The organism is Saccharopolyspora sp. NPDC000359, assembly GCF_040300525.1.
Classification (GTDB): Bacteria; Actinomycetota; Actinomycetes; order Mycobacteriales; family Pseudonocardiaceae; genus Saccharopolyspora.
Map to the genome: position 1 here is coordinate 26,991 of NZ_JBEPDU010000012.1, position 25,925 is coordinate 52,915.

Annotated in this window: 24 protein-coding genes; 18 read left to right on the plus strand and 6 right to left on the minus strand. The window is 70.9% G+C overall.

The window, feature by feature from the left end; all coding sequences use genetic code 11:
• Positions 1-80: 80 nt before the first annotated feature.
• The 4 genes from ABT324_RS10500 to ABT324_RS10515 all read right to left on the minus strand — a co-directional run bounded on the left by ABT324_RS10500 (position 81) and on the right by ABT324_RS10515 (position 4,041).
• Complete coding sequence (locus ABT324_RS10500) at positions 81-701, minus strand: TetR/AcrR family transcriptional regulator (protein ID WP_351174750.1); 621 nt, start codon at positions 699-701, stop codon at positions 81-83.
• A gap of 78 nt (positions 702-779) precedes the next feature.
• A complete protein-coding gene (locus ABT324_RS10505; RefSeq protein WP_351174752.1) occupies positions 780-1,553 on the minus strand; it encodes an SDR family oxidoreductase in 774 nt (257 codons plus the stop codon).
• Positions 1,546-2,301, minus strand: a complete 756-nt coding sequence (locus tag ABT324_RS10510) for an SDR family oxidoreductase (protein ID WP_351174754.1) — start codon at positions 2,299-2,301, stop codon at positions 1,546-1,548. The genes ABT324_RS10505 and ABT324_RS10510 overlap by 8 nt, the downstream gene beginning before the upstream one ends.
• A gap of 69 nt (positions 2,302-2,370) precedes the next feature.
• Positions 2,371-4,041, minus strand: coding sequence for a class I adenylate-forming enzyme family protein (locus ABT324_RS10515; protein ID WP_502949724.1), 1,671 nt, complete (start codon positions 4,039-4,041; stop codon positions 2,371-2,373).
• A gap of 169 nt (positions 4,042-4,210) precedes the next feature.
• Here ABT324_RS10515 and ABT324_RS10520 point away from each other — a divergent pair, with 169 nt between their 5' ends.
• The 3 genes from ABT324_RS10520 (at position 4,211) to ABT324_RS10530 (ending at position 6,639) form a co-directional block, all read left to right on the plus strand.
• A complete protein-coding gene (locus ABT324_RS10520) occupies positions 4,211-5,188 on the plus strand; it encodes a chitinase (RefSeq protein WP_351174758.1) in 978 nt (325 codons plus the stop codon).
• Between the two features lie 169 nt (positions 5,189-5,357).
• Complete coding sequence (locus ABT324_RS10525) at positions 5,358-5,942, plus strand: DNA-binding protein (protein WP_351174760.1); 585 nt, start codon at positions 5,358-5,360, stop codon at positions 5,940-5,942.
• Positions 5,943-5,982: 40 nt separating this feature from the next.
• A complete protein-coding gene (locus ABT324_RS10530; RefSeq protein ID WP_195141481.1) occupies positions 5,983-6,639 on the plus strand; it encodes an RES family NAD+ phosphorylase in 657 nt (218 codons plus the stop codon).
• Between the two features lie 190 nt (positions 6,640-6,829).
• On the opposite strand, the gene ABT324_RS10535 is transcribed toward ABT324_RS10530, so the two are convergent.
• On the minus strand, positions 6,830-7,864 hold the full coding sequence (locus tag ABT324_RS10535; RefSeq protein ID WP_351174762.1) for a TerC family protein: 1,035 nt from the start codon (positions 7,862-7,864) through the stop codon (positions 6,830-6,832).
• Between the two features lie 515 nt (positions 7,865-8,379).
• Here ABT324_RS10535 and ABT324_RS10540 point away from each other — a divergent pair.
• The 12 genes from ABT324_RS10540 (at position 8,380) to ABT324_RS10595 (ending at position 21,864) form a co-directional block, all read left to right on the plus strand.
• Positions 8,380-11,190 (plus strand): alpha/beta fold hydrolase, encoded by a 2,811-nt coding sequence (locus ABT324_RS10540; protein ID WP_502949723.1) that lies wholly within the window; start codon positions 8,380-8,382, stop codon positions 11,188-11,190.
• Positions 11,191-11,231: 41 nt separating this feature from the next.
• Positions 11,232-12,122, plus strand: a complete 891-nt coding sequence (locus tag ABT324_RS10545; RefSeq protein ID WP_351174887.1) for an ABC transporter permease — start codon at positions 11,232-11,234, stop codon at positions 12,120-12,122.
• A gap of 381 nt (positions 12,123-12,503) precedes the next feature.
• On the plus strand, positions 12,504-14,363 hold the full coding sequence (locus ABT324_RS10550) for a sensor histidine kinase (protein ID WP_351174764.1): 1,860 nt from the start codon (positions 12,504-12,506) through the stop codon (positions 14,361-14,363).
• A 44-nt stretch (positions 14,364-14,407) separates the two neighbouring features.
• The gene (locus tag ABT324_RS10555; protein ID WP_351174766.1) at positions 14,408-14,845 is read left to right on the plus strand and encodes a roadblock/LC7 domain-containing protein; all 438 of its coding nucleotides are present in this window, start codon (positions 14,408-14,410) and stop codon (positions 14,843-14,845) included.
• Between the two features lie 2 nt (positions 14,846-14,847).
• Positions 14,848-15,207, plus strand: a complete 360-nt coding sequence (locus ABT324_RS10560; protein WP_351174889.1) for a DUF742 domain-containing protein — start codon at positions 14,848-14,850, stop codon at positions 15,205-15,207.
• The gene (locus ABT324_RS10565) at positions 15,188-15,760 is read left to right on the plus strand and encodes a GTP-binding protein (protein WP_351174768.1); all 573 of its coding nucleotides are present in this window, start codon (positions 15,188-15,190) and stop codon (positions 15,758-15,760) included. Before ABT324_RS10560 ends, ABT324_RS10565 begins: the two co-directional genes overlap by 20 nt.
• A 171-nt stretch (positions 15,761-15,931) precedes the next feature.
• Positions 15,932-16,840 carry a LysR family transcriptional regulator gene (locus tag ABT324_RS10570; protein ID WP_351174770.1) on the plus strand — a complete coding sequence of 303 codons (909 nt, stop codon included), beginning with the start codon at positions 15,932-15,934 and terminating at the stop codon, positions 16,838-16,840.
• Between the two features lie 124 nt (positions 16,841-16,964).
• Positions 16,965-18,137, plus strand: coding sequence for a CaiB/BaiF CoA transferase family protein (locus tag ABT324_RS10575; protein WP_351174772.1), 1,173 nt, complete (start codon positions 16,965-16,967; stop codon positions 18,135-18,137).
• Positions 18,134-18,907: a crotonase/enoyl-CoA hydratase family protein gene (locus tag ABT324_RS10580; protein ID WP_351174774.1), complete on the plus strand. Its 774-nt coding sequence runs from the start codon at positions 18,134-18,136 to the stop codon at positions 18,905-18,907. The genes ABT324_RS10575 and ABT324_RS10580 overlap by 4 nt, the downstream gene beginning before the upstream one ends.
• On the plus strand, positions 18,904-19,623 hold the full coding sequence (locus tag ABT324_RS10585; RefSeq protein ID WP_351174776.1) for an acetoacetate decarboxylase: 720 nt from the start codon (positions 18,904-18,906) through the stop codon (positions 19,621-19,623). The genes ABT324_RS10580 and ABT324_RS10585 overlap by 4 nt, the downstream gene beginning before the upstream one ends.
• Positions 19,624-19,636: 13 nt before the next feature.
• Entirely contained in the window at positions 19,637-20,581 is a 945-nt protein-coding gene (locus ABT324_RS10590; protein ID WP_351174778.1) for a 3-hydroxyacyl-CoA dehydrogenase NAD-binding domain-containing protein, read from the plus strand.
• Positions 20,582-20,679: 98 nt separating this feature from the next.
• Positions 20,680-21,864 carry an acyl-CoA dehydrogenase family protein gene (locus ABT324_RS10595; RefSeq protein WP_351174780.1) on the plus strand — a complete coding sequence of 395 codons (1,185 nt, stop codon included), beginning with the start codon at positions 20,680-20,682 and terminating at the stop codon, positions 21,862-21,864.
• Positions 21,865-21,921: 57 nt separating this feature from the next.
• On the opposite strand, the gene uvrB is transcribed toward ABT324_RS10595, so the two are convergent.
• Complete coding sequence (uvrB, locus tag ABT324_RS10600; protein ID WP_351174782.1) at positions 21,922-24,078, minus strand: excinuclease ABC subunit UvrB; 2,157 nt, start codon at positions 24,076-24,078, stop codon at positions 21,922-21,924.
• 110 nt (positions 24,079-24,188) lie between these two features.
• On the opposite strand from uvrB, the gene ABT324_RS10605 reads away from it, so the two are divergent.
• The 3 genes from ABT324_RS10605 to ABT324_RS10615 all read left to right on the plus strand — a co-directional run bounded on the left by ABT324_RS10605 (position 24,189) and on the right by ABT324_RS10615 (position 25,923).
• Entirely contained in the window at positions 24,189-24,620 is a 432-nt protein-coding gene (locus ABT324_RS10605; RefSeq protein ID WP_351174784.1) for an SPW repeat protein, read from the plus strand.
• Positions 24,621-24,713: 93 nt separating this feature from the next.
• Entirely contained in the window at positions 24,714-25,310 is a 597-nt protein-coding gene (locus tag ABT324_RS10610; RefSeq protein WP_351174786.1) for a ribonuclease FAU-1 family protein, read from the plus strand.
• Between the two features lie 229 nt (positions 25,311-25,539).
• Complete coding sequence (locus ABT324_RS10615; RefSeq protein WP_351174788.1) at positions 25,540-25,923, plus strand: DUF402 domain-containing protein; 384 nt, start codon at positions 25,540-25,542, stop codon at positions 25,921-25,923.
• Positions 25,924-25,925: the final 2 nt, after the last annotated feature.

Consider the following 25,925-nt stretch of genomic DNA (forward strand, 5'->3'; position numbering starts at 1 on the left):
TGTTCTCCCGCGACTACCCCGAACCTGGCACCTCGACCAGGAGCGGTCAAGGCGGCGGAAGTGGTTGGCCCGCAGCCGGATCAGGGGCGCAGCGAGGCCAGCAGCAGGTCGGCGAACTGCGCACCGACCTCCTCCCCGGTGAGCTCGCCGTCCTGGCGGAACCAGGTGCCCAGGTGGTGCACCGCGCCGAAGAAGAAGTCCACCACCAGGTCCGGTGACTTGTCCACCCGGAACACCCCGGCGCGCTGGCCCTCCTCGATCAGCGCGCACACCCGCTCGTGGTACCGGCGGCGCTCCGCGCGCACCTCCGCCTGCTTGTCCGGGTGCAGCAGGTGCATGGAGCGGAAGAAGATCTTGGTGTCGTCGAGGTTGGCCGCCGTGGTGGCGACCACGTCCGCGGCCACCGCGTGCAGCCGCTCCTGAACCGGGGCTCCGCTGTCCGCCGCGCTCTCCATCCGCGCGTGCTGGACTCGCAGCACCCGCGCGTAGATCTCGTAGAGCAGGTCGTCCTTGGACCCGAAGTAGTGGTACATCGCCCCCTTGGTGACCCCGGCGGCGTCCACGATCTGCTGCACCGAGGTCAGCTCGTAGCCCTGCTCGGCGAACAGCCGCGTCGCGACCGAGAGCAGTCGCTGCGGGACCGGCTCATCCCCCGCCGCCGCCGTGGCGGTGGTGGTGCGGCCGTTGGCCACCCGCGCCATGTCTACCTCCCCTGTCGATCCCGCTCAGCGTATCGACCCGCCGGTCCGCTGCACCGCGGACCGGCGGGAACCAGCCCGTCATCCCAGCTTGCGCTGGAGCTTGCGCATGCCCGCCTGCCACCGCTGCGGCTGGCCCGCGCGCAGCGCGTAGTAGTCGGCGACCTCCGGGTGCGGCAGGATGAGGAACTCGCCACTGCCCAGCGAGTCGGCGACCACGTCGGCGACCTGCTCGGGTTCCAGCGCACCGTCGTCGAGCAACGTCTTGCCCGCGTCACCGCTGCTGCCGAGCATGTTCGTGCGCACGCCCTGCGGGCACAGCGCCTGGGCCGTGATGCCGCGGTCGGCGTAGGTGATCGCCAGCCACTCGGCGAAGCCGACCGCCGCGTGCTTGGTCACCGAGTACGGCGCGGCGCCCAGCATGGTCAGCAGACCGGCGGCCGACGCGGTGGCCAGGAAGTGCCCCTCCCCGCGCTCCAGCCAGTGCGGCAGCACCGCGCGGGCTGCCCGGACGTGCGCCATCACGTTGACTTCCCAGGAGTCGGCCCACGCCACCTCGTCGGCCTCCGGGCCGCCGCCGCGGGAGATCCCGGCGTTGGCGCAGAACAGGTCGATCCGCCCGTGCTCGCCGAGCGCGGCATCCACCAGCGCGCGCACGCCGTCCTCGCTCGCCGCGTCACCCGGCACCGCCAGACCACCGACCTCGTCCGCCACCCGCTGGAGGCCTCCGGCGTCCACATCGGCCAGCACGACCTCCGCGCCCGAAGCGGCGAACCTGCGGGCCATCGCCGCACCGATGCCGTTGCCCGCACCGGTGATCACCGCGACCGAACCGGGCAGCCGCACCTCACACACCACCCTTCAGCGTCACGCCACCGTCGAGCACCAGGACCTGACCGGTGATCCACGAGGCCTCGTCGGAGAGCAGGAACGCCGCCGCACCGCTGATGTCGGACGGAACTCCCAGGCGCTGCAACGGGTACTGCGCGGCGACCTCGTCCTCACGCCCCTCGTAGAGCGCGGTGGCGAACTTCGTCTTGACCACCGCGGGCGCGATGGCGTTGACGCGGACCTTGGGACCGAGCTCCACCGCGAGGTCCTTGGTGATGTAGGCCAGCATCGCCTTGGTGGCCCCGTAGAAGCCGATGCCCGGTGCGGGCCGCAGTCCGGCCACGGAGGACACGTTGAGCACCGCCCCGCCGTGCTCGCCCATCCCCGCCCGGTGCACCTGCTGGGTCCAGGCCAGCGCGGCGAGCACGTTGACCTCGAAGGACTTCCGGGCGATGCCGGGGTCCACGTCGAGCAGCGGCCCGTAGGCCGGGTTGATGCCGGTGTTGTTGACCAGCAGGTCGACCCGGCCGAACGCCTCGACCGTCCTGGCCACCGCCTCGGCCTGGTGCTCGGCGTCGTCGGCCTTCCCGGCGATGCCCAGGGCGTGCTCCGCGCCGCCCAGCCCGGCCACCGCCTCGGCCAGCGGCTCGGGCTTGCGCGCCGTCACGGTCACCTTCGCGCCTTCGGCCACCAACCGCTCGGCGATGGCCAGGCCGATGCCCCGGCTGGCGCCGGTCACGATCGCCACCCGCCCGTCGAAACGCTTGCTCATCCACTTCCTCCTTCTCGGCCGACTCCGCGACCCGAGCAACTCTCCCTGGAACCGCGCGGCACACGCGCGCTAGTCCGCCGCCCGGGCGGTGTCCCGCAGCTGGCGCCGCAGGATCTTGCCGGTGGCGGTCTTCGGCAGCTCGTCGAGGATCTCGACGCTGCGCGGGTACTTGTAAGCCGCCAGCTGCTGCTTGCAGTGCGCGATCAGCTCCTCGGGCTTCGCCGAGGCACCGTGGCTCAGGCTCACGTAGGCCTTGACCGTCTCACCGCGGTAGGCGTCGGGCACGCCGACCACGGCGACCTCGCGCACCGCCGGGTGCCCGTAGAGGACGTCCTCCACCTCGCGCGGCCACACCTTGAACCCGGACGCGTTGATCATGTCCTTCTTGCGGTCCACCACGTAGAACCAGCCCTGCGCGTCCATGAACCCGACGTCCCCGGTGTGCAGCCGCCCGTCGCGGATCCCGGCCGCGGTCTCGGCCGGCTTCTCCCAGTAGGACGGCACCACCATCGGGCCCTCGATGACGATCTCGCCGACCTCCCCCACCGGCAGGTCCGCGCCCTCGTCGTCGACGATGCGCAGCACGGTGTTGTATGTCGGCAGCCCGACGCTGAGGGTGCCGGAGGCCTCGTCCACCGGGGCCTCCAGGTGCGCGGGCACCGAGGTCGCGGTGGCGGTGGTCTCGGTGAGCCCGTAGCCGTTGCGGATGTAGTGGCCGAACCGCGTCCGGAAGGCCTCGACCACCGCGGCGGGCAGCGGTGCCCCGCCGGAGTAGACCAGCTGCAGCGAGGAGAAGTGGTCGGCGGTGACGTCCGGGTGGTTCATCAGGGCCATGTACGCGGTGGACGGCCCGACCATGTAGCAGGGCCGGTGCTCGGCGAGCGCGTCCAGCACCACGCCGGGTTCGAAGCGGTACGCCAGGTCGAGCTGGCGACCGGCGGCCAGCGCCCCGCCCAGCTGGCAGACCAGGCCGGTGATGTGGAACAGCGGGGCCAGCCCGAAGATCCCGCCGCCACCAGTCTCGCGGATCCGGACGGCCATCCCCTCGGCGTTGAACACGACGTTGCCGTGGGTGTTGGTGGCGCCCTTGGGCACGCCGCTGGTGCCGGAGGTGTAGACGAGCAGCGCGATGTCCGAACTGGACAGCTGCACCGCGGGCGGCCGCTGCCCGGTGTGCGCCCGCGCGACGGCCAGCAGGTCCGCGCACCCGGCCGCGGGGCGCCGCTCAGCGCGGCTGAACAGCCGGGGGTCGTGGCGGGTCTGCAGGTCCAGTTCGCTGGTGGTGACCGCGACGCGCACCCCGGCCGGTCCCGCGAGCTCGCCGAGCACGTCGTGCCAGCCCTGCTCGGAGGAGACCACCGCGGTGGGCCGGGCGTCGGCGAGGATCCTGGTCAGCTCGCGGCTGCGGTACATCGGGTTGAGCGGGACGGCGATCGCGCCGACCTTCCACGCGGCGAGCAGCGCGATGGGGAACTGCGGCACGTTCTGCAGATACAGCGCGACCCGGTCGCCGCCCTCGACGCCCTGTTCGAGGAGGTGCTGCGCCAGGCCATCGCTGAGCTCGTCGAGCTCGCGGAAGGTGAGCCGGCCGTCGAAGTAGGTGACGGCGACCCGGTCCGGGTGCTCGCGCCGGGCGGCGGCGAACAGCTCGAGCACGGTGCCGCACCGCGGTTCGATCACCTCGGGGTTCTCGTCGCCGTAGAGCTCCAGCCAGGGTCGTGCGTCGTACGGGCTGCCCAACACGCCACCTCCACGTTGAGACCGACCAGTCGGTACGTCCAGTCAACGGCCCCCTGCCCGGCCGCGTCAACCCTCCCGCGCTTCGCAACCTCGCCAAACCGTTGACCGCCCAGCTGGTCTAGTCCATTTTTCGAAGACGCGTCCGGCACCGATCCCCCCGGAGGTCCGCATGATGAGACGCCTGGCCACCCTGGCCGCGGCGGCCCTGACCGCACTCGCACTCGCCCCGTCCGCCACCGCCGCCGAACCACAGGCCCTGCCGAAGCACCAGCTCACCGGCTACTGGCAGAACTTCGTCAACAACGCCCAGCCGCTGAAGATCAGCGACATCTCGCCGAACTACGACCTGGTCGCACTGGCCTTCGCCAACGCCGACCCGACCCGACCGGGCGCGGTGACCTTCACCGTCGACCCCGAGCTCTCCGAAGCGCTCGGCGGGTACACCGACGAGCAGCTCAAGGCCGACATCGCCGCGAAGAAGGCCGAGGGCACATCGTTCGTGCTCTCCATCGGCGGCGAACTGGGCAACGTCGACCTGGGCTCCGAGGCCAACGTGGCCAACTTCGTCGACTCGGTGGGGCAGGTCCTGACCGACTACGGCATCGACGGGTTGGACATCGACCTGGAGCACGGCCTCAACGTCCCCAACACCACCAAGGCCGTGCAGCAGCTGCGCGAACAGGTGGGCGACGGCTTCCTGCTGACGATGGCCCCGCAGACCCTCGACGTGCAGCCCGGCGGCGCCTACCTGGAGCTGATCGGCAACCTCAAGGACGTCATCACCGTCGTGCACACCCAGTACTACAACTCGGGGTCGATGAACGGCTGCGACGGACAAGTCTACAGCCAGGGCTCGGTCGACTTCATCACCGCGCAGGCGTGCGGACTGCTGCAGGTGCTGCGCCCGGACCAGGTCTCGCTGGGCCTGCCGGCCGCACCGTCGGCCGCCGGGAGCGGCTACGTGGACCCGTCGGTGGTCGGCAACGCGCTGAACTGCCTGACCGCCGCCGAGGACTGCGGGCAGTACACCCCGGACCAGCCGCACCCCGAGCTCAGCGGGGTGATGACCTGGTCCATCAACTGGGATGCCAGCAGCGACAACGCGTTCTCCGACCCCGTTCGGGCGCATTTGGACACGCTGCCGTAATCGATCGCGGCTCCGGTCCGGGCACCCGGCCCACGATCACGGTGGGGCGCAACCCGACCGGAGCCGCGCGGTCATCACGGTCCGCAATCCACATGCTACGAAAAGTGAGATTTTCCACCGGGCGCACGTTCGCGCACACATTTTCCGGTTCCCGCGCTACCCTGGAGGCATGTCAGCCGCGCTGGAGACCGTGTTGGCCCGTGCCGGTTTAAAGGTCACCGCCAACGAATTCCTGACCCTCGTCGAGGACGCAGCCAAGAAGCTCACCTCGCCGCAGGCAGACCCAGCCGCGCACTTCACCGACGCGGAACGGGTCGCCCTCTGCGAGGCCGGGCTGGACCTGACGCCGCTCGACGACGCCGAAGTCGACCCCCGCGCGCGCACCCTCGCCGAGCAGGCGGTGCTGCGCGACACGGCGCTCTCGGTCAACCAGGCCGCCGAGCGCATCGGGGTGGACACCAGCCGGATCCGCCACCGGATCAGCGAACGCCGCTTGATCGGGTGGAAGGACCGCGGTGGGTGGCGACTGCCCGCCTGGCAGTTCACCGACACCGACGTGCTGCCCGGGCTGGACGCCGTGCTCGCGGTGATGCCCGTGGACCAGCCCGCGCTGGTGCTGGCCAACTTCATGACCACGCCGCAGGAGGACCTCGAGATCGGGGACCGCCCCGCGAGCCCGCGCGAGTGGCTGCTGGCCGGGGGCGACCCGCACCGGGCGGCCGAGCTCGCCGCCACCATCGGCACCCCGGCCTGAGCACCCACCCCACCCTTCGAGACACCCACCCAGGACCTCCATGGCACGGCTACCCCAGCCGCCTGCTCCCGCTGTGCTGCAGGCGATGCTCCGGCGCACCGAAGACGTGATCGCGGTGCCAGCCGGTACTCGCCTGGTGCGCGTGTTCACCACCGGGGGCAACCACCCCCAGCAGTGGAACAGCTTCCGCTACGCCGGGCCGCTGCCGCACGCCAGGTTCGACCCGCACCTGCCCAACGCGCAGGGCGGACCGACGGTCACCCGCGAGCACGGCGTCCTGTACTTCTCGCTGTCGGTGCAGACCTGCATCGCCGAGGTTTTCCAGGCGACTTCCACAGTGGATCGCCGGACCCGCAGCCCGCAGCTGGTGCTGTTCCGTCCACGTCGGACGCTGCGGCTGCTGGACCTGACCGGCCTGTGGCCCACCCGCGCAGGCGCCTCGCAGGCGATCGCCACCGGCCCCAAGCTGCGCACCCAGGCGTGGGCCCGCGGCATCCGCGCGGCCTACCCGGAACTCGACGGCCTCTGGTACCGCTCCTCGATGGACGCGGGAAACCCGTCGCTGTGCCTGTGGGACCCACCAGCAGCCACAGCACTCCCAGATTCCCCAGACGTCCTGCTCCCCCTGAGCCACCCGGGACTGGACGTCCCATTGGGACGGGTGTGCAAGGAGCTGAGCTACACGCTCCTGGACTGACCCCGTGCCCGCTCCGCGCGGCAGTGCGGGAGCACGCCCTCAGCGCCCTCCACCCATGCCACTCGGAGTGCGGGTGCCCCACTTGACGCAGTTCGCCACAGGCTTGTCGAACCAGCATTGGCGCTGACGCTTCCGCGATGCGAAAGTGCCCGGGACTCCGCGGAGTCCCGGGCACCCCACGTCCGAGTGGTCAGGCCTTCTCGGCCTGCTCCGAGGACTCGGCCGACTCGTCGTTCTTCTTCGCCTTGGCCAGGCTGGCCCAGGTCGTGATGGCCAGGACCACCACGATGAAGCCCAGCGACATCCAGTTGTTGATGTCCAACCACTCCGGGACCAGGTGGTACTCGTGGAGCGCGTGGATGATCAGCTTGATGCCGATGAACCCGAGGATCACCGCCAGGCCGACCGACAGGTAGATCAGCTTGTCCACCAGGCCACCGAGCAGGAAGTACAGCTGCCGCAGCCCCATCAGCGCGAAGGCGTTGGCCGCGAAGACCAGGAACGGGTCCTGGGTGATGCCGAAGATCGCCGGGATCGAGTCGACCGCGAACAGCAGGTCGGCGCTGCCGATCGCGACGATCACCACGAACATCGGGGTCAGGAACTTCTTGCCGTCGATCTTCACGACCGACTTGTGGCCGTGGTAGTCGTCGGTCACCGGGAACACCTTGCGGACCCAGCGGACCACGGCGTTCTCGCTGTACTCCTCGTCCTCGTCCTTCTTGCGCACCATGCTGAACGCGGTCCAGAGCAGGAACGCGCCGAAGATGAAGAAGATCCAGACGAACTGGGCGATCAGCGCGGCGCCGACGGCGATGAAGATGCCGCGCATCACCAGCGCCAGCAGGATGCCGATCAGCAGCACGCGGTGCTGGTGGATCGAGGGCACCGCGAAGCTCGACATGATCACCATGAAGATGAACAGGTTGTCGATGCTCAGCGAGTACTCGGTGATGTAACCGGTGAAGTACTGGATGGCGAAGTGCGCATCGCCGAAGATCCAGACACCGATGCCGAACAGCACTGCGCACGCGACGTAGAAGGTGACCCACTTCGCGGCTTCACCCGTGGTGACCTCGTGCGGCTTGCGGTCCACGATCACCAGGTCGAGCAGCAGCAGCAGGGCCAGACCGCCGAGCGTGGCGGCCCAGACCCACCAGTGGACGTCGAGCTTGTCGACCGCTCGTTGTGCCTGCTGGGCGAGCAACGTCACGTCGGCACCCATGAATCACCTCCGGTTCAGGGCGTGCGCCAAGGGACCGGAGGTCTCTTCCACCGGCTTGGGGCCGGTCGACGGCACCGGGCTTGTCCGAGCAAGTTCCGTGATGACGGCACCGCCGCGAAGGAATACTCCCCTCCACTTGCCAAGATTGTCACTTATGCGCCCTCCGCGGCACCAGCAGGGGTGGCCACAAGCAACGAACATCACGCAGGGACGGTACGGCGCGGGCTTGCCAGCGGCAATGCGAAGCGCCCTCACGTCACCCCGACGGCCGCTGGGCAGCGGTGGTGGCGGGGCCGTCCGCGCGCGCGACCGCTGGGGCATTGATCTCCCGGCGATCGCGGTTATGATCACCGGCACCCGGTCTCGACCGGGACCGCACGCGGGGATGCGGCGAGGCCCCGGCAGCGGGCACGACGAGGTGTCCGGTTGCTGTTTGGTCTCCAGTTCATAGCTTCTTGTCTTCGCACTCGTCTGGATCCGAACCGGTGCTGCCGTCTTCCCCTACTGTCGAAAACGTGTCCGCATCCCGTCGCCGCCGCACGCGCCGCGCGCTGGCCGCGCTGTCCTGCCTCGCCGTGGTGGTGCTCACCGCAATCCTGTGGACCGGCGAGCCACCGCGCCCAGCCGCACCAGAACCTCCGCGGGAGGCGATGGTCGACGTGGTCGACGGCCCGGAGGACGACCAGCGGATCCAGCTCGACGTCACCCTCTACGCCCCGATCGAGACCCCGGCGCCGACGATCCTGCTCGCGCACGGCTTCGGCGGCAGCAAGGCGGACACCGCCGGGCAGGCGCGGGAACTCGCGGATCGCGGGTTCACGGTCCTCACCTACTCCTCCCGCGGTTTCGGCCGCAGCACCGGGGAGATCGCGCTCAACGACCCCGACTACGAGGTCAAGGACGCCCAGCAGCTGCTGGACTGGCTGGCCCGCCAACCCGAGGTGTCCCGCGACGGCGACGGCGATCCGCGGATCGGCGTCACCGGTGTCTCCTACGGCGGGGCGCTGAGCCTGCTGCTGGCCGGTCAGGACCCGCGGGTCGACGCCATCGCCCCGGTGATGACCTACAACGACCTCGGCCAGGCGCTGCTGCCCAACAACGCGGCCCGCACCTCCAGCGCCAGCCCGACCCCGGCCGCCGGGTCGTTCAACGACCAGGGCGTGTTCAAGCAGGCGTGGGCCGGGCTGTTGTTCGCCGCCGGGACCGCGCCGCGGCCCATCGACCACACCGAAGCGGGCGGCGGTGCCGCGAACGCCTCGACCGGCTCGACGGTGCCGCCGCTGACCTGCGGGAACTTCACCGAGGCCGTGTGCAGGGCCTACAGCGAGGTGGCGCAGACCGGGCGGGCCGGGGCGGAGACGCTGGCCCTGCTGGACCGGGTCTCGCCGAAGTCGGTCACCAGCCGGATCAAGGTGCCCACGCTGCTGGTGCAGGGCGAGCGGGACACCCTGTTCGGCCTCGACCAGGCCGACGCCAACGCCCGGCAGATCACGGCGGCAGGTGCGCCGGTCAAGACCACCTGGTTCGCCGGTGGCCACGACGGCGCCGACCCGGGCCCGGCGCAGCGCGGGCAGATCGCCGAGTGGTTCGCCCACCACCTGGGCGGGGTGGAACCCGGACCGCCGCCCGGCACCGGCTTCCAGTTCGACATCGCCGGGCGACCGCAGCGCAACGGCGAGATCCCGGTCCGCACCGTCACCGCCGAGGCCTACCCCGGCGTGCAGGGCGCCGACCGCGCGCCGCGCTTCTCGCTGGCGCTGCGCGGCCCGGCCACCGAGGTGGTCAACCCGCCCGGCGGCAACCCGGCCACGACCAGCTCGCTGCCCGGCGCCGGGCAGGTGCTCGACGCGGCGGGCAGCCTCGGCCAGTCGATCGCGCGCGACCTGCCCGGTCAGACGGCGGTGTTCCGCACCGAACCGCTGGAGAGCCAGCTGCTGGTCTCCGGCACCCCGCGGACCCGACTGTCGGTGGCCTCGGTGCCCGGCCAGCCCAGCACCGGCAGCGCGGTGCTGTTCGCCAAGCTCTACGACGTCGACCCGGAGCAGAAGCGCACCCTGATCGGCAACGCGGTCTCCCCGCTGCACGTGACCGGCCTGCCGCCGGACGGCACCCCGGTCGAGGTCGACGTGGCACTGCCCGGTGTGGTGCACCCCCTGGAGGTCGGCCACCGCCTTGAGCTGGCGGTGACCACCACCGACCAGGCCTACTCGTTGCCGAAGGAACCGGCCGTGCACCTGGTCGGGCTGGCCGGGGACGGCGCGGTGTCGGTCCCGTCCGTGCGCGGCACCACCAGCAGCGCCAACGCCGTGCCGACCGGTCCGCTGGTGGGCACCGGGCTGCTGGCCGGGCTGGTGCTGGTGGCCTGGGTGATCTCGCGGATCCGCCGCAAGAGCAGCGACGACCTCGACCCACTGCTGGCCGACACGCCACTGGTGATCTCCGGGCTGACCAAGTCGTACCCGGACAAGCCAGCCGCCGTGCAGGACCTGTCGATCCGGGTGGAGCGCGGCCAGATCGTCGGGCTGCTCGGCCCCAACGGCGCGGGCAAGACCACCACGCTGCGGATGATGCTGGGGCTGCTGCAGCCCAGCTCCGGGCAGGTCCGGGTCTTCGGCCACCGGCTGGTGGCCGGGGCGCCGGTGCTGTCCCGGGTGGGCGCGCTGGTGGAGGCGCCGGGCTTCCTGCCGCACCTGTCCGGTGTGGACAACCTGCGGTACTACTGGGCGGCGACCGGGCGGCCGATGCTGCAGGCCCGCTTCGACGAGGTCCTGCAGATCGCCGGGCTGGGCAGCGCCGCGCACCGCCGCGTCCGCGCCTACAGCCAGGGCATGAAGCAGCGGCTGGCGATCGCACAGGCCATGCTCGGCCTGCCCGAGCTGCTGGTGCTGGACGAACCGACCAACGGGCTGGACCCGCCGCAGATCCACCAGATGCGCGAGATCCTGCGCCGCTACGCGGCCACCGGGCGCTCCGTGCTGGTGTCCAGCCACCTGCTCGCCGAGGTCGAGCAGACCTGCACCCACGTGGTGGTGATGCACAACGGTCGGCTGGTGACCACCGGCAGCGTGGCCGACATCGTGTCCGTCGACGGCTCGGCCACCTTCCGGGTCGACGAACCGCAGCAGGCCGCCGACGCGCTGCGCACCATCGAGGGCCTGGGCCAGGTGGAGGTCGACGGCGACCTGGTGCACGCCGACCTGGCCGGGCACAAGGCCGCCATCGCGGTCAACGTGCTGGTGGACTCCGGGGTCTCGGTGCACCAGGTTGGGCCGCGCAGGAGGCTGGAGGACGCGTTCCTGCAGCTGGTCGGAGAGGAGAACCGGTGACCGACGAGCCGCAGCTCGACGAGCCCGCGAAGGTCGGGCAGCTGGACACCGCCGAGACCGCGGTGGTGCTCTCGGGGCGCAGCTACCCCTCGCAACCGGACGGCGGCGTCGAGGGCTACCAGGCGAAGCGGACGCTGCCGGTGCGGGTGGAGCTGGCCCGCCAGCTGCGCCGCCGCCGGACCCGGTTGACGCTGGGCTTCCTGCTGGTGCTGCCGGTGTTGCTGCTGCTGTCGTTCGAGATCGGCGACGCGGGCGGCCGCGGCCGGACCTTCGCCGACATGGCCACCGCGAGCGGGCTGAACTTCTCCGTGTTCACCCTGTTCGTCTCGACCGGCTTCCTGCTGGTCGTGGTGGTGGCGCTGTTCTTCGGTGACACGGTGGCCAGCGAGGCGTCCTGGTCGAGCCTGAAGTACCTGCTGGCGGCACCGGTGCCGCGCGTCCGGTTGCTGCGGCAGAAGGCGATCGTCGCCGGGGTGCTCTCGCTGTTCGGGCTGGCGCTGCTGACCGCGGTCTCGCTGGGCGTGGGCGTGCTCTGGTACGGCGCGGGGAACCTGCTGACGATCACCGGGGAGGCGGTGCCGTTCCCGGCCGGGCTGGTGAGCCTGGTGGCGGCCACCGCGTACCTGGCCGTGCACCTGTCCTGGATCGCGGGCCTCGCGCTGTGGTTGAGCGTGAGCACCGATGCCCCGCTCGGGGCGGTCGGCGGTGCCGTCGTGGTGTCGATCCTGTCGGAGATCCTGGACCAGATCACCGCGCTGGGGAGCCTGCGCACCTACCTGCCGACGCACCACTCGACGGCCTACGCCGACCTGCTGGGCGCGGAGGCCGACTGGACGGAGGTCGCGCACGGCGCCTTCTCCGCGCTGGCCTACGCGACGCTGTTCGCCGTGCTGGCGATCTGGCGCTTCCACCGCAAGGACATCACCAGCTGATGCGAAACCACCCGAATGGATGAGTTCAAGATCGCGTTCGGATGCTATGGGAGGTCCGTTCGCACAGGTCAACTGGGCAGGCCGGTGCCCGGCCCCCGCTCCCCGCAGCGGTCCGAGCGCGGATCGGCCCGGCCTCCCCCTCCCGGGCACCACGCCATCACACGCTGGGGTTTCACCCGCTCGGTGATCGATTCGCCCCGGTCCTGGCGTCATCGAAGCGTTTCCGAAGGTCAACACCCTCGCTACTGAATCTCCACTAGGGTCGCTAGGATCACCCCGGTGATGTGTTGATCAACAAGTGAAACACCAGTAGTCCCGCGGTGACGCCCCCGACCCCCGGCACCCCGTGCCCGTCGCCGTCTCCCCCGACCAAGGACGCTGATGTCTGAGTTCTCCCAAGCCGCATCGGAGCCCGAGCGGTTACCCGCGTCATCGCCCGGCGCGGACGAAGACCTGCGGCCCGAGCTGCAGCGACTGGTCATGCTCCCGCTGGCCGTGCTGGCCGTGCTGGCGGTCGCCGCGGCGGTCGTGCTGTTCCTCGACACGCCGGTCGAGGCGAAGTACGCAGTGCTCGGCGTCGGCGGGCTCGGCTGCATAGCACTGCTCGTGCTGGCCCACCGCAAGGCCACCGCGACGGCCACCGAGCTCAACGAACGCACCGAGGACTCCTCCCGGGACGTGCAGCGGTCCCTCGAGGACACCGCGCGCCGCGAGCGGCAGTGGGTCACCGCGCTGCGCCGCGAGCTCGCCCAGGGCCGGGAGGAGCTGCCCCAGCTGGTGGAACGGGTCCAGGCCGGTGAGCAGCCCGCGCCGAAGTGGCCCACCGGCGAACCCGGCGCCTCCGACGACCCGTTCGAGCAGCTGTCCTACGAGATCCGGCAGGCGCAGGCCGCGGCCGAGTTCGCCCTGGTCCGCATGCAGCAGCAGTTCGCCGAGAGCGGCGGCGCCGTCGACCCGAGCGTGGCGGTGTTCGCCAACATCGCCCGCCGCGTGCAGTCCCTGGCGCACCGCGCCATCCAGCGGCTCGACGACCTGGAGCAGCGGGTCGAGGACCCGGACCTGCTCAAGGGCCTGTTCGCCGTCGACCACCTGGTCACCGGGGTCCGCCGCCAGGCGGAGAGCCTCGCGGTGCTGGGCGGTTCGATGCCGCGGCGCCAGTGGAGCCAGCCGGTCGCGATGTACACCGTGCTGCGCTCCGCGGTCGCCGAGGTCGAGCACTACGCCCGGGTCAAGGTGATCCCCCCGGTCGAGGGGACGCTGCACGGCCACGCGGTCGCCGACGTCATCCACCTGGTCGCCGAGCTCGTCGAGAACGCCACCTCGTTCTCCGAGCCCGACACCCAGGTCACGGTGAGCACCCAGCGGGTGACCGCCGGGCTGGCGGTCGACATCCGGGACCGGGGCCTGGGCATGAACGTCACCGAGCGCGCGTCGATCAACGAACTGCTGGCCAACCCCGGTGCCGTCGACCGCGACGAGCGGCTCAAGGACGGCCGGATCGGCCTGTACGTGGTGGCCCAGCTCGGCCAGCGGCACCAGGTCGCCGTCGAGCTCGAGAACAACATGTACGGCGGAACGGACGCCCACGTGGTGATTCCCAACAAGCTGCTCGGCGAGGACGACGACATGCCCGAGCCCGAGAAGTCCCCAGTGGACGCCATCGTGGCGCCGGAACCGGCCCCCCAGCCGCCGGTGGCCCAGCCGCCGGACCCCCAGCCGCCGGTCGCCCAGCCGCCGGTCGCCGAACCGGAGCCCGTCGCCGCGGCCGAGCCCGCCCCCCGGCCCGCGCCGGAGCGGTCCTTCGAGGCCTGGCCACCGCCGCCGGAACCCGTTGCGGCGCCGGAGAACGGGATCCGCCGGGGCGTGCACCGCGCTCCCGTCGAGAGCCTCTCCGGCAACACCAACGGCCACTCGGCGGGGGGCTACGGCCGCCACTCCGGCGTCGTGCCGCTCAACCAGTCGTCCACTTCGGACGCGACCGCGCAGTTCTCCAGGGCCCAGCTCCCGAGCGAGCCGAGCCCCACCGGGCAGTTCCCGGGCGAGAAGGTGCTCAGTGACGAGAAGCGCCCGCCGCTGCCCCGGCGCGACCGCACCAAGAGCTACGTCGCGCCGCAGCTCGCCGGTGGTCCACGGGCCGATGACACCCCCAAGGGTGGCCCCAACCCCGGCTTGTGGGCGGCCTACCGGCAGGGCGTCGAGGGCGGTGTCTCCGACCGCCACCCCGACGAACACCCCGGCTGAACCGCTCGCACCTCCCCGCACTGAACCCAAGGAGTTCTCTACCGATGGCCAATGACGTGCCCGGTTCGACATCCGATCTGAGCTGGTTGCTCGCCGACCTGATGCGGCGGGTCCCGCACACCCGCTGCGCATTGCTGGCCTCCTCGGACGGGCTTCGCCGGTACCACCACGGACTGGAGGCCGACGAGGCCGACGCGCTGGCCGCCTGGGCGGCCGCGCAGTGCTCGCTGGCCCGCAACGGCGGGCAGCGCTTCGGCGCTGGCGGCGGGGTGCGCCAGGTGGTGGCGGAGTTCGACGACGTGATCTTCTTCGTCTCCGCCGCCGGGCCCGGCGCGGTGCTCGTCGTGCTCGCGACCCCGGAGGCCGACGCCGCGGTGCTGGGCTACGAGATCGCCCAGCTGGTCAAGCGGGTGCCCTCGCACCTGACCACGGCGACGCGGCAGCCCGCTGCCGCGCGGAGCTCCGGAGAACTGGGCCGGTGACCATGGCGGGACCACCGGAGAAGATGTGGCTGGACAACGAAGCTGGCCCCCTGCTGCGGCCGTACTCGCTCACCAACGGCCGGACCAAGCCCTCCGCGACGCTGTCGCTGCAGTCGCTGGTGCGCTCGACCGGTCGCCTCGCCCCGGACCGGGTGGAACCGACGCACGCCAAGATGCTGGAGCTCTGCCGGGTCGCCACCTCGGTCGCCGAGGTGTCCGCCCACCTGCGGCAGCCCGCCGTGGTCACCAAGGTACTGCTGTCCGACCTCATCGACTGGGGCGCGATCACCACGCGCGTGCCCACCGAGATGCCGGACCGAGAACAACTGGAGGCGTTGCTGCATGGTCTCCGACAGCTCTGAGCTGTTCCCGACCGCGTTCAAGTTCCTGATCGCGGGCGGATTCGGCGTCGGGAAGACCACTTTCGTCCGGTCGGTCAGCGAGATCGAACCGCTCACCACCGAGGAGACCCTCACCGTCGCCAGCATCGGCACCGACGACCTGTCGGGTGTCGGCGAGAAGACCACGACCACCGTGGCCATGGACTTCGGGCGCATCACGTTCAACCCGCAGAACATCGTCCTGTTCCTGTTCGGCACGCCCGGCCAGGAGCGGTTCTGGTTCATGTGGGAGGACCTGGTGCGCGGCGCGCTCGGCGCGGTGGTCCTGGCCGACACCCGCCGGTTGGAGGACTGCTTCGCCGCCGTCGAGTTCTTCGAGCAGCGGGGCATCAACTTCGTCGTCGCGGTCAACCACTTCCAGGGCAGCTTCCACTACCGCCCGGAGGAGGTTCGGGAGGCGCTGGACATCAAGCCGCACGTCCCGGTCGTGATGTGCGACGCGCGGGACCGCCGCTCGACGGCGTCCGTGCTGGTCCAGCTGACCGAGCACGTCCTCACCTCCCGTCCCGTGTAGTGCCCAGGGGCCGGTGCGGGCCCGTGCTCGCGCCGGCCCCTGGGCACCACAGGTCACCCCCGCGGGTCGCCATCGTCCTCGGCAGCGCGGAAACCGTTGAAGATCAAGGGGATTCGCGCGTGCTAGCCTGGTGGGCGCAAGCTGGACCGCCTCGACCGCCCGAGTGACGCCATGGAGATGTTCCACCTGCGGTACTTCGTGGCCGTCGCGGAGAACCTGTCGTTCTCCGGGGCCGCGCGGCAGCTGCACATGGCCACCTCCCCGCTCAGCCAGCGGGTGCGCGACCTGGAGCGCGACCTCGGTTCGGTGCTGTTCGAGCGGGACTCCCACCACGTCCAGCTGACCGAAGCCGGTGCCGCACTGCTGCCGATCGCCAAGGACGTGCTGGGCCGCTTCGACGACATCCCGTGGCGGTTGCGCGAGGCGGCCAGCCCGCCGCGCCCGGTGGTGCACGTCGGCGTCCCGCCCGGCCTGCACTCCGCGCTACGCGACCAGCTGCGAGCCTTCGAGCAGCAGTGCGCGGCGGTGTGCGACGTCAAGCGCTGGCCGGGCGGCAGCAGCGACCTGCTCGCCGGGGTGCAGCGCGGCGAGCTGGCGATGGCGCTGGTGCACCTGCCGGTGCACGCCGAGGGCATCGAGGTGTTCGAGGTGATGCGCGAACCGCTGGGCGCGGTGCTGCCCGCCGCCGAGTTCGACTCCCGGACCTCGGTGTCGCTGCACGAGCTGGTCGACCACACCTACGTCAGCCCGGCCGCGCGGATGCTGCCGAGCTACTACGACGAGGTGGCGGCGCGGCTGCGGGCGGCCGGGATCCACCGCCGGATGACGCTGGACACCGGCGACTACGGCAGCACCAGCGAATTCGTCGCGAATGGCGCGGCATTCTCTATTTCGATGCTGGACCCGGAAAGCGGGATGTGGAAGCACCGCTCGGAGAACACCGTGGTGCTGCCCTTCGAGGATTTCGACCCGGCCCTGGCGACCGGTCTGATTTGGCGGCAGGACCGCACCGAAACCCACTCCGACCTGCGCAGACTGATCGACGAGGCGAAGCTGGCACTGTCCCGCCCCGCGGCGTGACCGCTGCGGTCACGCCATTGTTCGCGCAACGGTTCCGCTGTTCCGTTGAACCGCCCTCCCCTGCCGAACTAACGTAGTTAGCGAAGCAAACAAATCCGTCGGGAACTGTTCCCGGGAGTGGCGAATGACCCCCACCAATTCCTCGTCCGGCCCGCTTGCGGGCGTGCGCGTGATCGACATGGCCACCGTGGTGATGGGCCCCTACGCGGCCCAGGTCCTCGGCGACCTCGGCGCCGACGTGATCAAGATCGAGTCGCCGAAGGACACCGCGCGCCACGGCACGCTGCACCGGACCCCCGGCATGACGCCGCTGAGCATGAACGTCAACCGCAACAAGCGCAGCGTGCGGCTCAACCTCAAGGACGACGAGGACCGGGCCCGCGCGCTGGAGCTGATCGGCACCGCCGACATCCTGATCACCAACATGCGCATCGGCGCGCTGCGCCGCCTCGGCATGGACCACGAGAGCCTGGCCGCCACCAACCCCCGGCTGGTCTACGCCCACGCGCAGGGCTTCCGCCCCGACTCCGACCGCGCCGATCTGGCCGCCTACGACGAGACCGTGCAGGCCGCGTCCGGGCTGCTGGACCTGGCCCAGCGGGCGGGCGACATCGGGCAGCCGGTGGTGCTGCCGAGCATCTTCGCCGACAAGGTCGCCGCGCTGACCATCGCCTACTCCGCGCTGGCCGCCCTGGTGCACCAGCGCGCCACCGGGCAGGGCCAGCTGGTCGAGGTGCCGATGGCCGACACGCTGCTGGCGTTCAACCTCGTCGAGCACCTGCAGGGCCGCCTGTACGAGCCACCGATGGGGCCCACCGGGTTCTCGCTGTCGATGAACAAGGGCCACCGGGCCCGGCCCACCAAGGACGGCCTGGCCATGATCATCCCCTACAGCCCGCAGAACTTCCGCGACCTGTTCTGCGCCGCCGGACGCCCGGACCTGGCCGAGGACCCGCGGCTGGCCGGCGAGTTCGTGGACAGCAGGCGGGACGGCGAGGCGCTGGCCGAGCTGATCGAGTCGGTCACCCCGAACCTGACCACCGCCGAGTGGATCGAGGTGTGCAGCAAGCACAGCATCCCGGTCGGCCCGGTGCTCAAGCTCGACGAGGCCGCCGACGACCCCTACGTGCGCGACGGGCACCTGCTCGACGTCGCCGAGCACCCCAGCGAGGGCAGCTACCGCGTGGTGGGCGTGCCGGTGGACTTCTCCGCGACCCCGGCCGGTGTCCGGCGGCACGCGCCGCTGCCCGGCCAGCACACCGAGGAAGTCCTCGCCGAGCTCAGGAGGGGCGAATGAGCACGCCGAACACCGCAGTGCGGACCGAGGCAGTCGGATCTGCCCTGGTCATCACCATCAACCGCCCGCAGGCCCGCAACGCCGTCGATGCCGCGGTGGCCCACGGCATCGCCGCCGCCCTGGACGAGCTCGACGGCAACGCGGAGCTGAGCGCGGGAGTGCTCACCGGCACCGCGGGCACCTTCAGCGCGGGCATGGACCTCAAGGCCGCGGCGCGCGGCGAGGCGCCGGCGGTCCCGGGTCGGGGCTTCGCCGGGATCGCCGAGGCCGAGACCGGCAAACCGCTGATCGCCGCAGTCGAGGGCTACGCGCTGGGCGGCGGCTTCGAGCTGGCGCTGGCCTGCGACCTGGTGGTGGCCGCCGCCGGGGCGCGGTTCGCACTGCCCGAGGTCAAGCGCGGGCTGATCGCCGGTGGCGGCGGGGTGATCCGGCTGCCCAAGCGCATCCCGCACCACCTGGCGATGGAGCTGCTGCTCACCGGTCGCACCATCGACGCCGAGCGGGCGGGCGAGCTGGGGCTGGTCAACCGCGTGGTGGGCGACGGCGAGGCCCTTCCCGCCGCCCTGGAGCTGGCCGCCGAGGTCGCGGCCAACGCGCCGCTGGCGTTGGCCGCGGTCAAGGAGGTGGTCCGGCTCGCCGATGGCGCGCCCGACGCCGAAGCGTTCGCCGCGCAGCACGCGCGGTCCCGGGCGCTGCGCGAATCCGCGGACTTCGCCGAAGGGGTGCGGGCCTTCGCCGAGAAGCGCGCTCCGCAGTGGAGGGGACGATGAACCGCGAGCAGGTCCGGCGGAGCCTGGCCACACCGCTGACCAGCCCCGCCTACGCCCCGGCCGTTGCGCGGTTCACCGACCGCGAGTACCTGAACATCGTCTACCGCACCGATGCCGAGGCGCTGCAGGCGGTCGTGCCCGAACCGCTGGAGCTCGACGAGCCGCTGGTCCGCTTCGAGGTCATGAAGATGGGCGACGTGAGCTCGTTCGGCCCGTACGTCGAGGCCGGGCAGGCGATCCCGGTGCGGCTCGGTGACGAGCGCGGCGAGTACCTGCACGCCATGTACCTCGACAACTTCCCGGCCACCGCGGCCGGGCGCGAGGCCAGCGCCTACCCCAAGGTGATGGGCTCCCCGGCGCTGCGCGTCGACCACGCCGCGCTGGTGGGCACCCTGGACTACGGCTTGGAGCGGGTGGCCACCGCGACGATGGGCTACAAGCACCACCCGCTGGACCTGGCCGAGGCCGAGGCGCAGATCACCGTGCCCACCTACATGCTCAGGATCGTGCCCGGCCGGGTGTGCGAGCTGGTGCGCAGCCAGATCACCGACATCACCGTCAAGGCAGCCCACACCGGTCCCGCGCGGTTGCAGCTGTTCGAGCACGTGCTCGCGCCGCTGGCGGACCTCCCGGTGCGCGAGGTGGTCTCGGCCAGCCACGTCCTGACCGACCTCACCCTGAACGGCATCGAGACCGTGCACGACTACCTGGCCTGAACGAGGAGGGCACATGAGTCCGAAGTGGACGACCATCGCCGTGGTCGGTGCCGGGACGATCGGGCTGTCCTGGGCAGCGCTGTTCGCCGCGAACGGCATCGGGGTCCGCATCACCGACCCGCGCGACGACCTCGCCGACGCGGTGGACGCGGCGCTGCCCCCGCTGGCCGCCAGCATCCCGGGCGCCGACCTGGCCGACCTGCGCAGCCGCATCCAGGTGACCGGCGACCTCGCCGAAGCGGTGGCGGGCGTGGACCTGGTACAGGAGAACGGCCCGGAGCGGCTGGAGCTCAAGCAGCAGCTGTTCGCCGAGATCGCCCGCCGCGCCCCGGAGGACGCGGTGCTGGCCTCCTCCAGCTCCGGCATCATCGCCACCGCGATCGCCGAGGAACTGCCCGCGGACGTGGCGGCGCGACTGCTCATCGCGCACCCGTTCAACCCGCCGCAGGTGGTGCCGCTGGTGGAGGTCGTGCCGGGCGAGCGCACCGCGGAGCCGGTGGTCGAGGCCGCGGTGGAGTTCTACCGCGCACTGGGCAAGACCCCGGTTCGACTGCGCAAGGAGGTCCCCGGCTTCGTCGCCAACCGCCTGCAGAGCGCGATCATGCAGGAATCGATCTCGTTGGTGCTGCGCGGTGTGGTCGACGTCGACGAGCTGGACACTGTCGTGAAGGCGTCGCTGGGCGGGCGCTACGCGACCGTCGGACCGTTCGAGAGCTTCCACCTCGGCGGCGGCCCCGGCGGCATCCGGCACATGATGGCCCACCTCGGCGTCGGCATGGCCGAGCGCTGGAAGGACCTCGGCCACCCGCAGCTGACCGACGACGGCATCGCGGCCATCGCCGACCAGACCGAAGCGGCCTACGGCGCGGGCCCCCAGGCCTACCTGGAGCGCGCCGAACTGCGCGACCGCAGGCAGAACGCGATCAACGCCGTCCTGCACGACCTCCCCAACCCCTGACCCGCGGCCCCGGAGCGCCGCGATTCCGGCGGAGGTCGCGGAACCGACGGCGTGCCGAGGCCCGAACACCACCCGAACGCACCACTGAGGACAGAGACATGCCCAAGCCCGTCAACACCAACCCCGACTTCTTCGGGTTCACCGACCTGCTCAGCGAGGCCGAGCGCGCCGAGCTCGCCGAGATCCGCGAGTACCTGGAGCGGGAGGTCAAGCCGCTCGCGAACGACGCCTGGGACAAGGCCGAGTTCCCGCCCGAGGCGATCGAGAAGTTCGCCAAGCTGCGGCTGGCCGGGTACCAGTACCCCGAGCACGGCGACGGCACCCCGCGCAGCCCGCTGTTCACCGGGTTCCTCAGTCTGGAGCTGAACCGGATCGACCCGTCCCTTGCGGTGTTCTCCGGTGTCCACACCGGACTCGCCATGGGCAGCATCCACAACGGCGGCGACCAGGAGCAGCGGGACCGATGGATCCCGGACATGGTCGACATGACCAAGATCGGCGCCTTCGCCCTCACCGAACCCGAGGGCGGCTCCGACGTCGCGGGCGGCATGCGCACCACCGCCCGGCGCGAGGGCGACCAGTGGGTGCTCAACGGCGCCAAGCGCTGGATCGGCAACGGCACCTTCGCCGACCTGGTCGTGGTGTGGGCCCGCGACGAGGCCGACGACCAGGTCAAGGGCTTCGTGGTGGAGAAGGGCACGCCCGGCTTCAGCGCGACCAAGATCGAGGGCAAGATCGCGCTGCGCACGGTCCAGAACGCCGACATCGTGCTGGCGGACGTCCGCATCCCGGAGGCCAACCGGCTGCAGAACATCAACAGCTTCCGCGACACCGCCAAGGTGCTGGCCAAGACCCGCGGCGGCGTGGCCTGGCAAGCGCTGGGCGTGGCGGTGCGTGCCTACGAGCTGGCGCGCGAGTACGCGGTGAACCGGGTGCAGTTCGGCAAGCCGATCGGCGCGTTCCAGATGATCCAGGACCTGCTGGTGAAGATGCTGGGCAACATCACCGCGATGTTCGGCATCGTGGTGCGCCTCAACGAGCTGGTCGCCCAAGGCCGCGGCGGAGCCGAGCAGGCGGCGCTGGCCAAGGCCTTCACCACGACCAAGATGCGGGAAGTGGTGTCCTGGGCGCGGGAGCTGTTCGGCGGCAACGGGATCGTGCTGGAGCACGAGGTGGCGAAGTTCTTCGCCGACGCCGAGGCGGTGTACTCCTTCGAGGGCTCCCGCGAGATGAACACCCTGATCGTCGGGAAGTCCATCACCGGGCTCAGCGCCTTCGCCTGAGGCGTCCCCCTCGCGCCCCTGACCGCTGTGCGCGGTTGGGGGCGCGGGACTTGGGGATCACTCGATTCCGGCGGCGTCCATGCCCCGGAGTTCCTTCTTGAGGTCGTGGATCTCGTCCCGGAGTCGGGCTGCCAGTTCGAACTGGAGTTCTCGGGCCGCGTTCATCATCTGGTCGTTGAGCTGTTGGACCAGGTTCGCCAGTTCCGCGCGGGGCATCGACTTGATGTCGCGGTCGTCGAGGAGGCCTGCGCTGGCCACCGCCTCGCCGGTGGGCTTCTTGCCGCGCGAGGCGTTGCGGCCCGAGCCGCCCACCGCCACCGACTCCTCGGTGTCCTCGGACTCGGTGTAGACGCGGTCCAGGATGTCGGCGATCTTCTTGCGCAGCGGCTGCGGGTCGATGCCGTGCTCTTCGTTGTAGGCGATCTGCTTGGCGCGGCGGCGGTTGGTCTCGTCGATGGCGTGCTGCATCGAGTCGGTGATCCGGTCCGCGTACATGTGCACCTGGCCGGAGACGTTGCGGGCCGCGCGGCCGATGGTCTGCACCAGGCTGGTGCCGGAGCGCAGGAAGCCCTCCTTGTCCGCGTCCAGGATCGACACCAGGGAGACCTCCGGCAGGTCCAGGCCCTCGCGCAGCAGGTTGATGCCGACCAGCACGTCGTACTCACCCAGCCGCAGCTGCCGCAGCAGCTCCACCCGCCGCAGCGTGTCGACCTCGGAGTGCAGGTAGCGCACCCGGATGCCCAGCTCCAGCAGGTAGTCGGTGAGGTCCTCGGCCATCTTCTTGGTCAGCGTGGTGACCAGCACCCGCTCGTCGCGCTCGGCGCGCTCCCGGATCTCGTGCACCAGGTCGTCGATCTGACCCTCGGTGGGCTTGACGATCACCTCCGGGTCCACCAGCCCGGTCGGGCGGATCACCTGCTCGACGAACTCGCCGCCCGCCTGCGCCATCTCGTAGGGCCCCGGGGTCGCCGACAGGTACACCGACTGACCGATCCGGTCGGAGAACTCCTCGAACGTCAGCGGCCGGTTGTCCAGCGCGCTGGGCAGCCGGAAGCCGTGCTCGACCAGGGTCCGCTTCCGCGAGGCGTCGCCCTCGTACATGCCGCCGATCTGCGGCACCGTCACGTGCGACTCGTCGATGATCAGCAGGAAGTCGTCCGGGAAGTAGTCGATCAGGGTGGCCGGTGCCGACCCGGCCGCGCGGTCGTCGATGTGCCGCGAGTAGTTCTCGATGCCGGAGCAGAACCCGACCTGGCGCATCATCTCGATGTCGTACTGGGTGCGCATCCGCAGCCGCTGGGCCTCCAGCAGCTTGTTCTGCTTCTCCAGCTTGCCCAGCTGCTCCTCCAGCTCGGCCTCGATGCCCCGGATCGCCTTCTCCATCCGGTCCGGGCCCGCCACGTAGTGCGTCGCCGGGAAGATCCGCAGGTCCCGCACCTCGCGCACGATCTCGCCGGTCAGCGGGTGCAGGTAGTACAGCCGGTCGATCTCGTCACCGAAGAACTCCACCCGCACCGCCAGCTCCTCGTAGGCGGGGATGATCTCCACGGTGTCGCCCCGCACCCGGAAGGTGCCGCGGGCGAAGGCGATGTCGTTGCGGGTGTACTGCACGTCCACCAGCGCCCGCAGGAACACGTCCCGGTCGATCTCCCCGCCGACCTCCAGCGGGATCGACCGGTCCAGGTACGACTGCGGCGTGCCCAGGCCGTAGATGCACGACACCGAGGACACCACCACGCAGTCTCGGCGGCTGAGCAGGTTGGAGGTGGCCGAGTGGCGCAGCCGCTCCACGTCCTCGTTGATCGAGGAGTCCTTCTCGATGTAGGTGTCGGTCTGCGGGACGTAGGCCTCGGGCTGGTAGTAGTCGTAGTAGCTGACGAAGTACTCCACGGCGTTGTCCGGGAAGAACCCGCGCAGCTCGTTGGCCATCTGCGCGGCCAGCGTCTTGTTCGGCTCCAGCACCAGCGTGGGGCGCTGCACGCGCTCGATCAACCACGCCGTGGTGGCCGACTTGCCGGTGCCGGTGGCCCCGAGCAGCACCACGTCCTTCTCCCCGGCGTTGATCCGGCGCTCCAGGTCCAGGATGGCCTGGGGCTGGTCCCCGGCGGGCTGGTAGTCGCTGACCACGCGGAACCGGCCGTCGGCCCGCGGGATGTCGCTGACCGGCCGGAACTCGGAGTGCGCCAGTACGGGGTGCTCAGTCGCGAATGCCACGGAACCCAGCGTACGAGCCCACCCCGACATCATGTCGCGCCACCGGGATGCCCGAACCGCTGCGGAGGCGAATAATGGGGTGCGTCACCCCAGTCGCTGGAGGTGGTGTCATGTCGAGCAGCGCACCCATCGCTGGGCACCCTGATCTCACCGAGATGCGCATGCGCTACGAGCGGGCATCCGAAACACCAACCGCTCAGGTGGCGGACGGCTTCACCGTGCTGGGAGGCCTGTTCGTCGCGTTGTCGCCGTGGATCACCGGGTTCGCCGCCACGACTCCCGCGTTGGCGCTGAACAACCTGGTCGTCGGCCTGGCCGCCACGGTGCTCGGAATCTCGTTCGCGGCTGCTTACCACCGCACGCACGGCATCGCCTGGACGTCACCGGTGCTGGGCGTGTGGACGATCCTGGCCGTGTTCGTGATGAGCGGGTCCGTCATGACGACCAGCACCGTGCTGTGCAACGTCATCGGCGGCGCGGTCCTCGTCCTCGCGGGTGTCGGCACGATGGCCCCGGCCTACGCCACCCGCGCCTCGACCTGAAACCGACCGATGGGAGGTGACAGGGCAGAAGTGGTGAAGAGATAGCGGGCGCGACGACCTTCGGACGTCGCGCCCGCCGCATATGGTGGCAGCGTGACCACGCAGCGCGAGATCGCCGAACAGCTCGGACTGCCCGTCCACCCGCCGAAGGTCGAGGTGTTCGACCTGGCGGCCGGGACCAACACCGACCCCAAGGGCCACGTGCGCCCCGTGCAGCTCTTCCACCGCGAACCCTTCGGCCTCTACCTCACCCGCGCGATGCCCGGCCACGTGCGGCTGGCCGCCCTGGAGTCCTGGCTGCTGCCCGCGCTCGGCCTGCGGGTGACCCGCTGGCACTGGCGCCCCGGCCACGAGCGGGACCTGGACTACTACCTGGACGTCGTGGACGTCGAGGTCGGCGAGCAGCGGTGGCGCAGCGTCGACCACTACCTGGACGTGGAGGTCCGCACCGGGCGCGCCGCCGACCTGCTGGACGTCGACGAGTTCGTGGTCGCGGTGCGCGCGGAGCTGCTGGACGCGGAGACCGCGCAGCGGGCGATGGAGCACGCCTACGCCGCCGTCGACGGGCTCGCGCGGCACGGGTACGACCTGTCGGCGTGGCTGCGGGACAGCGGGATCGAGCTGTCGTGGCGTGGGCAACCAATCGAGGATCCCGTTCCCGAGCAGCGGACGCTACCGCCAACCCGGTGAAGGCCGCTGGCCAGCGCGAATCGATATCCGACGAGCACTGAAAAGTTACGTGAAAACTGAACGACGTCGATCTCCACCCGCAGTTTTGCCATTACTCTCTGGAGCCGTGGCGGCTGCGATTTCTCCCCAATTGGTTGAAGTCATCGACGTGTTCAGCTCGCAACGCAGGCATCCCTCCGGATTCGTTCACCAGTTAGAGGTATGCCACGTCGAGCGGTGGGGTCTGGCGGTGGAGTGTCCCACCCCGGACGCCCCGGACCACGCCGCGGAGATCACCTGGCTGCTGCCCGACCTCGGGCTCCGGCTGACCCGGTTCCGCCCGCGCAGCAGGCATTCGCGCCCCGGTCCGAGCACCCTCACCGCGGTCCGCATCCAGCGCGAGACCCGCTCCTGGACGACCACCGACCTGCTGCTGGGTCTGGAGGTGCAGGACCGCGGCCGCGCGCGGATCAGCCACGCCGCCGAGTTCGCCACCGCGGTCGCCACCGGCGCGCTGCGCCGCAGCGAGGCGGACTACGCCCTGCACACGGTGCACCGGACACTCAACGAGATCACCCGCCACCGCGACCTGAACCAGTGGCTGGCCCACCGGGGCATCTTCGACATCTGGTGAGC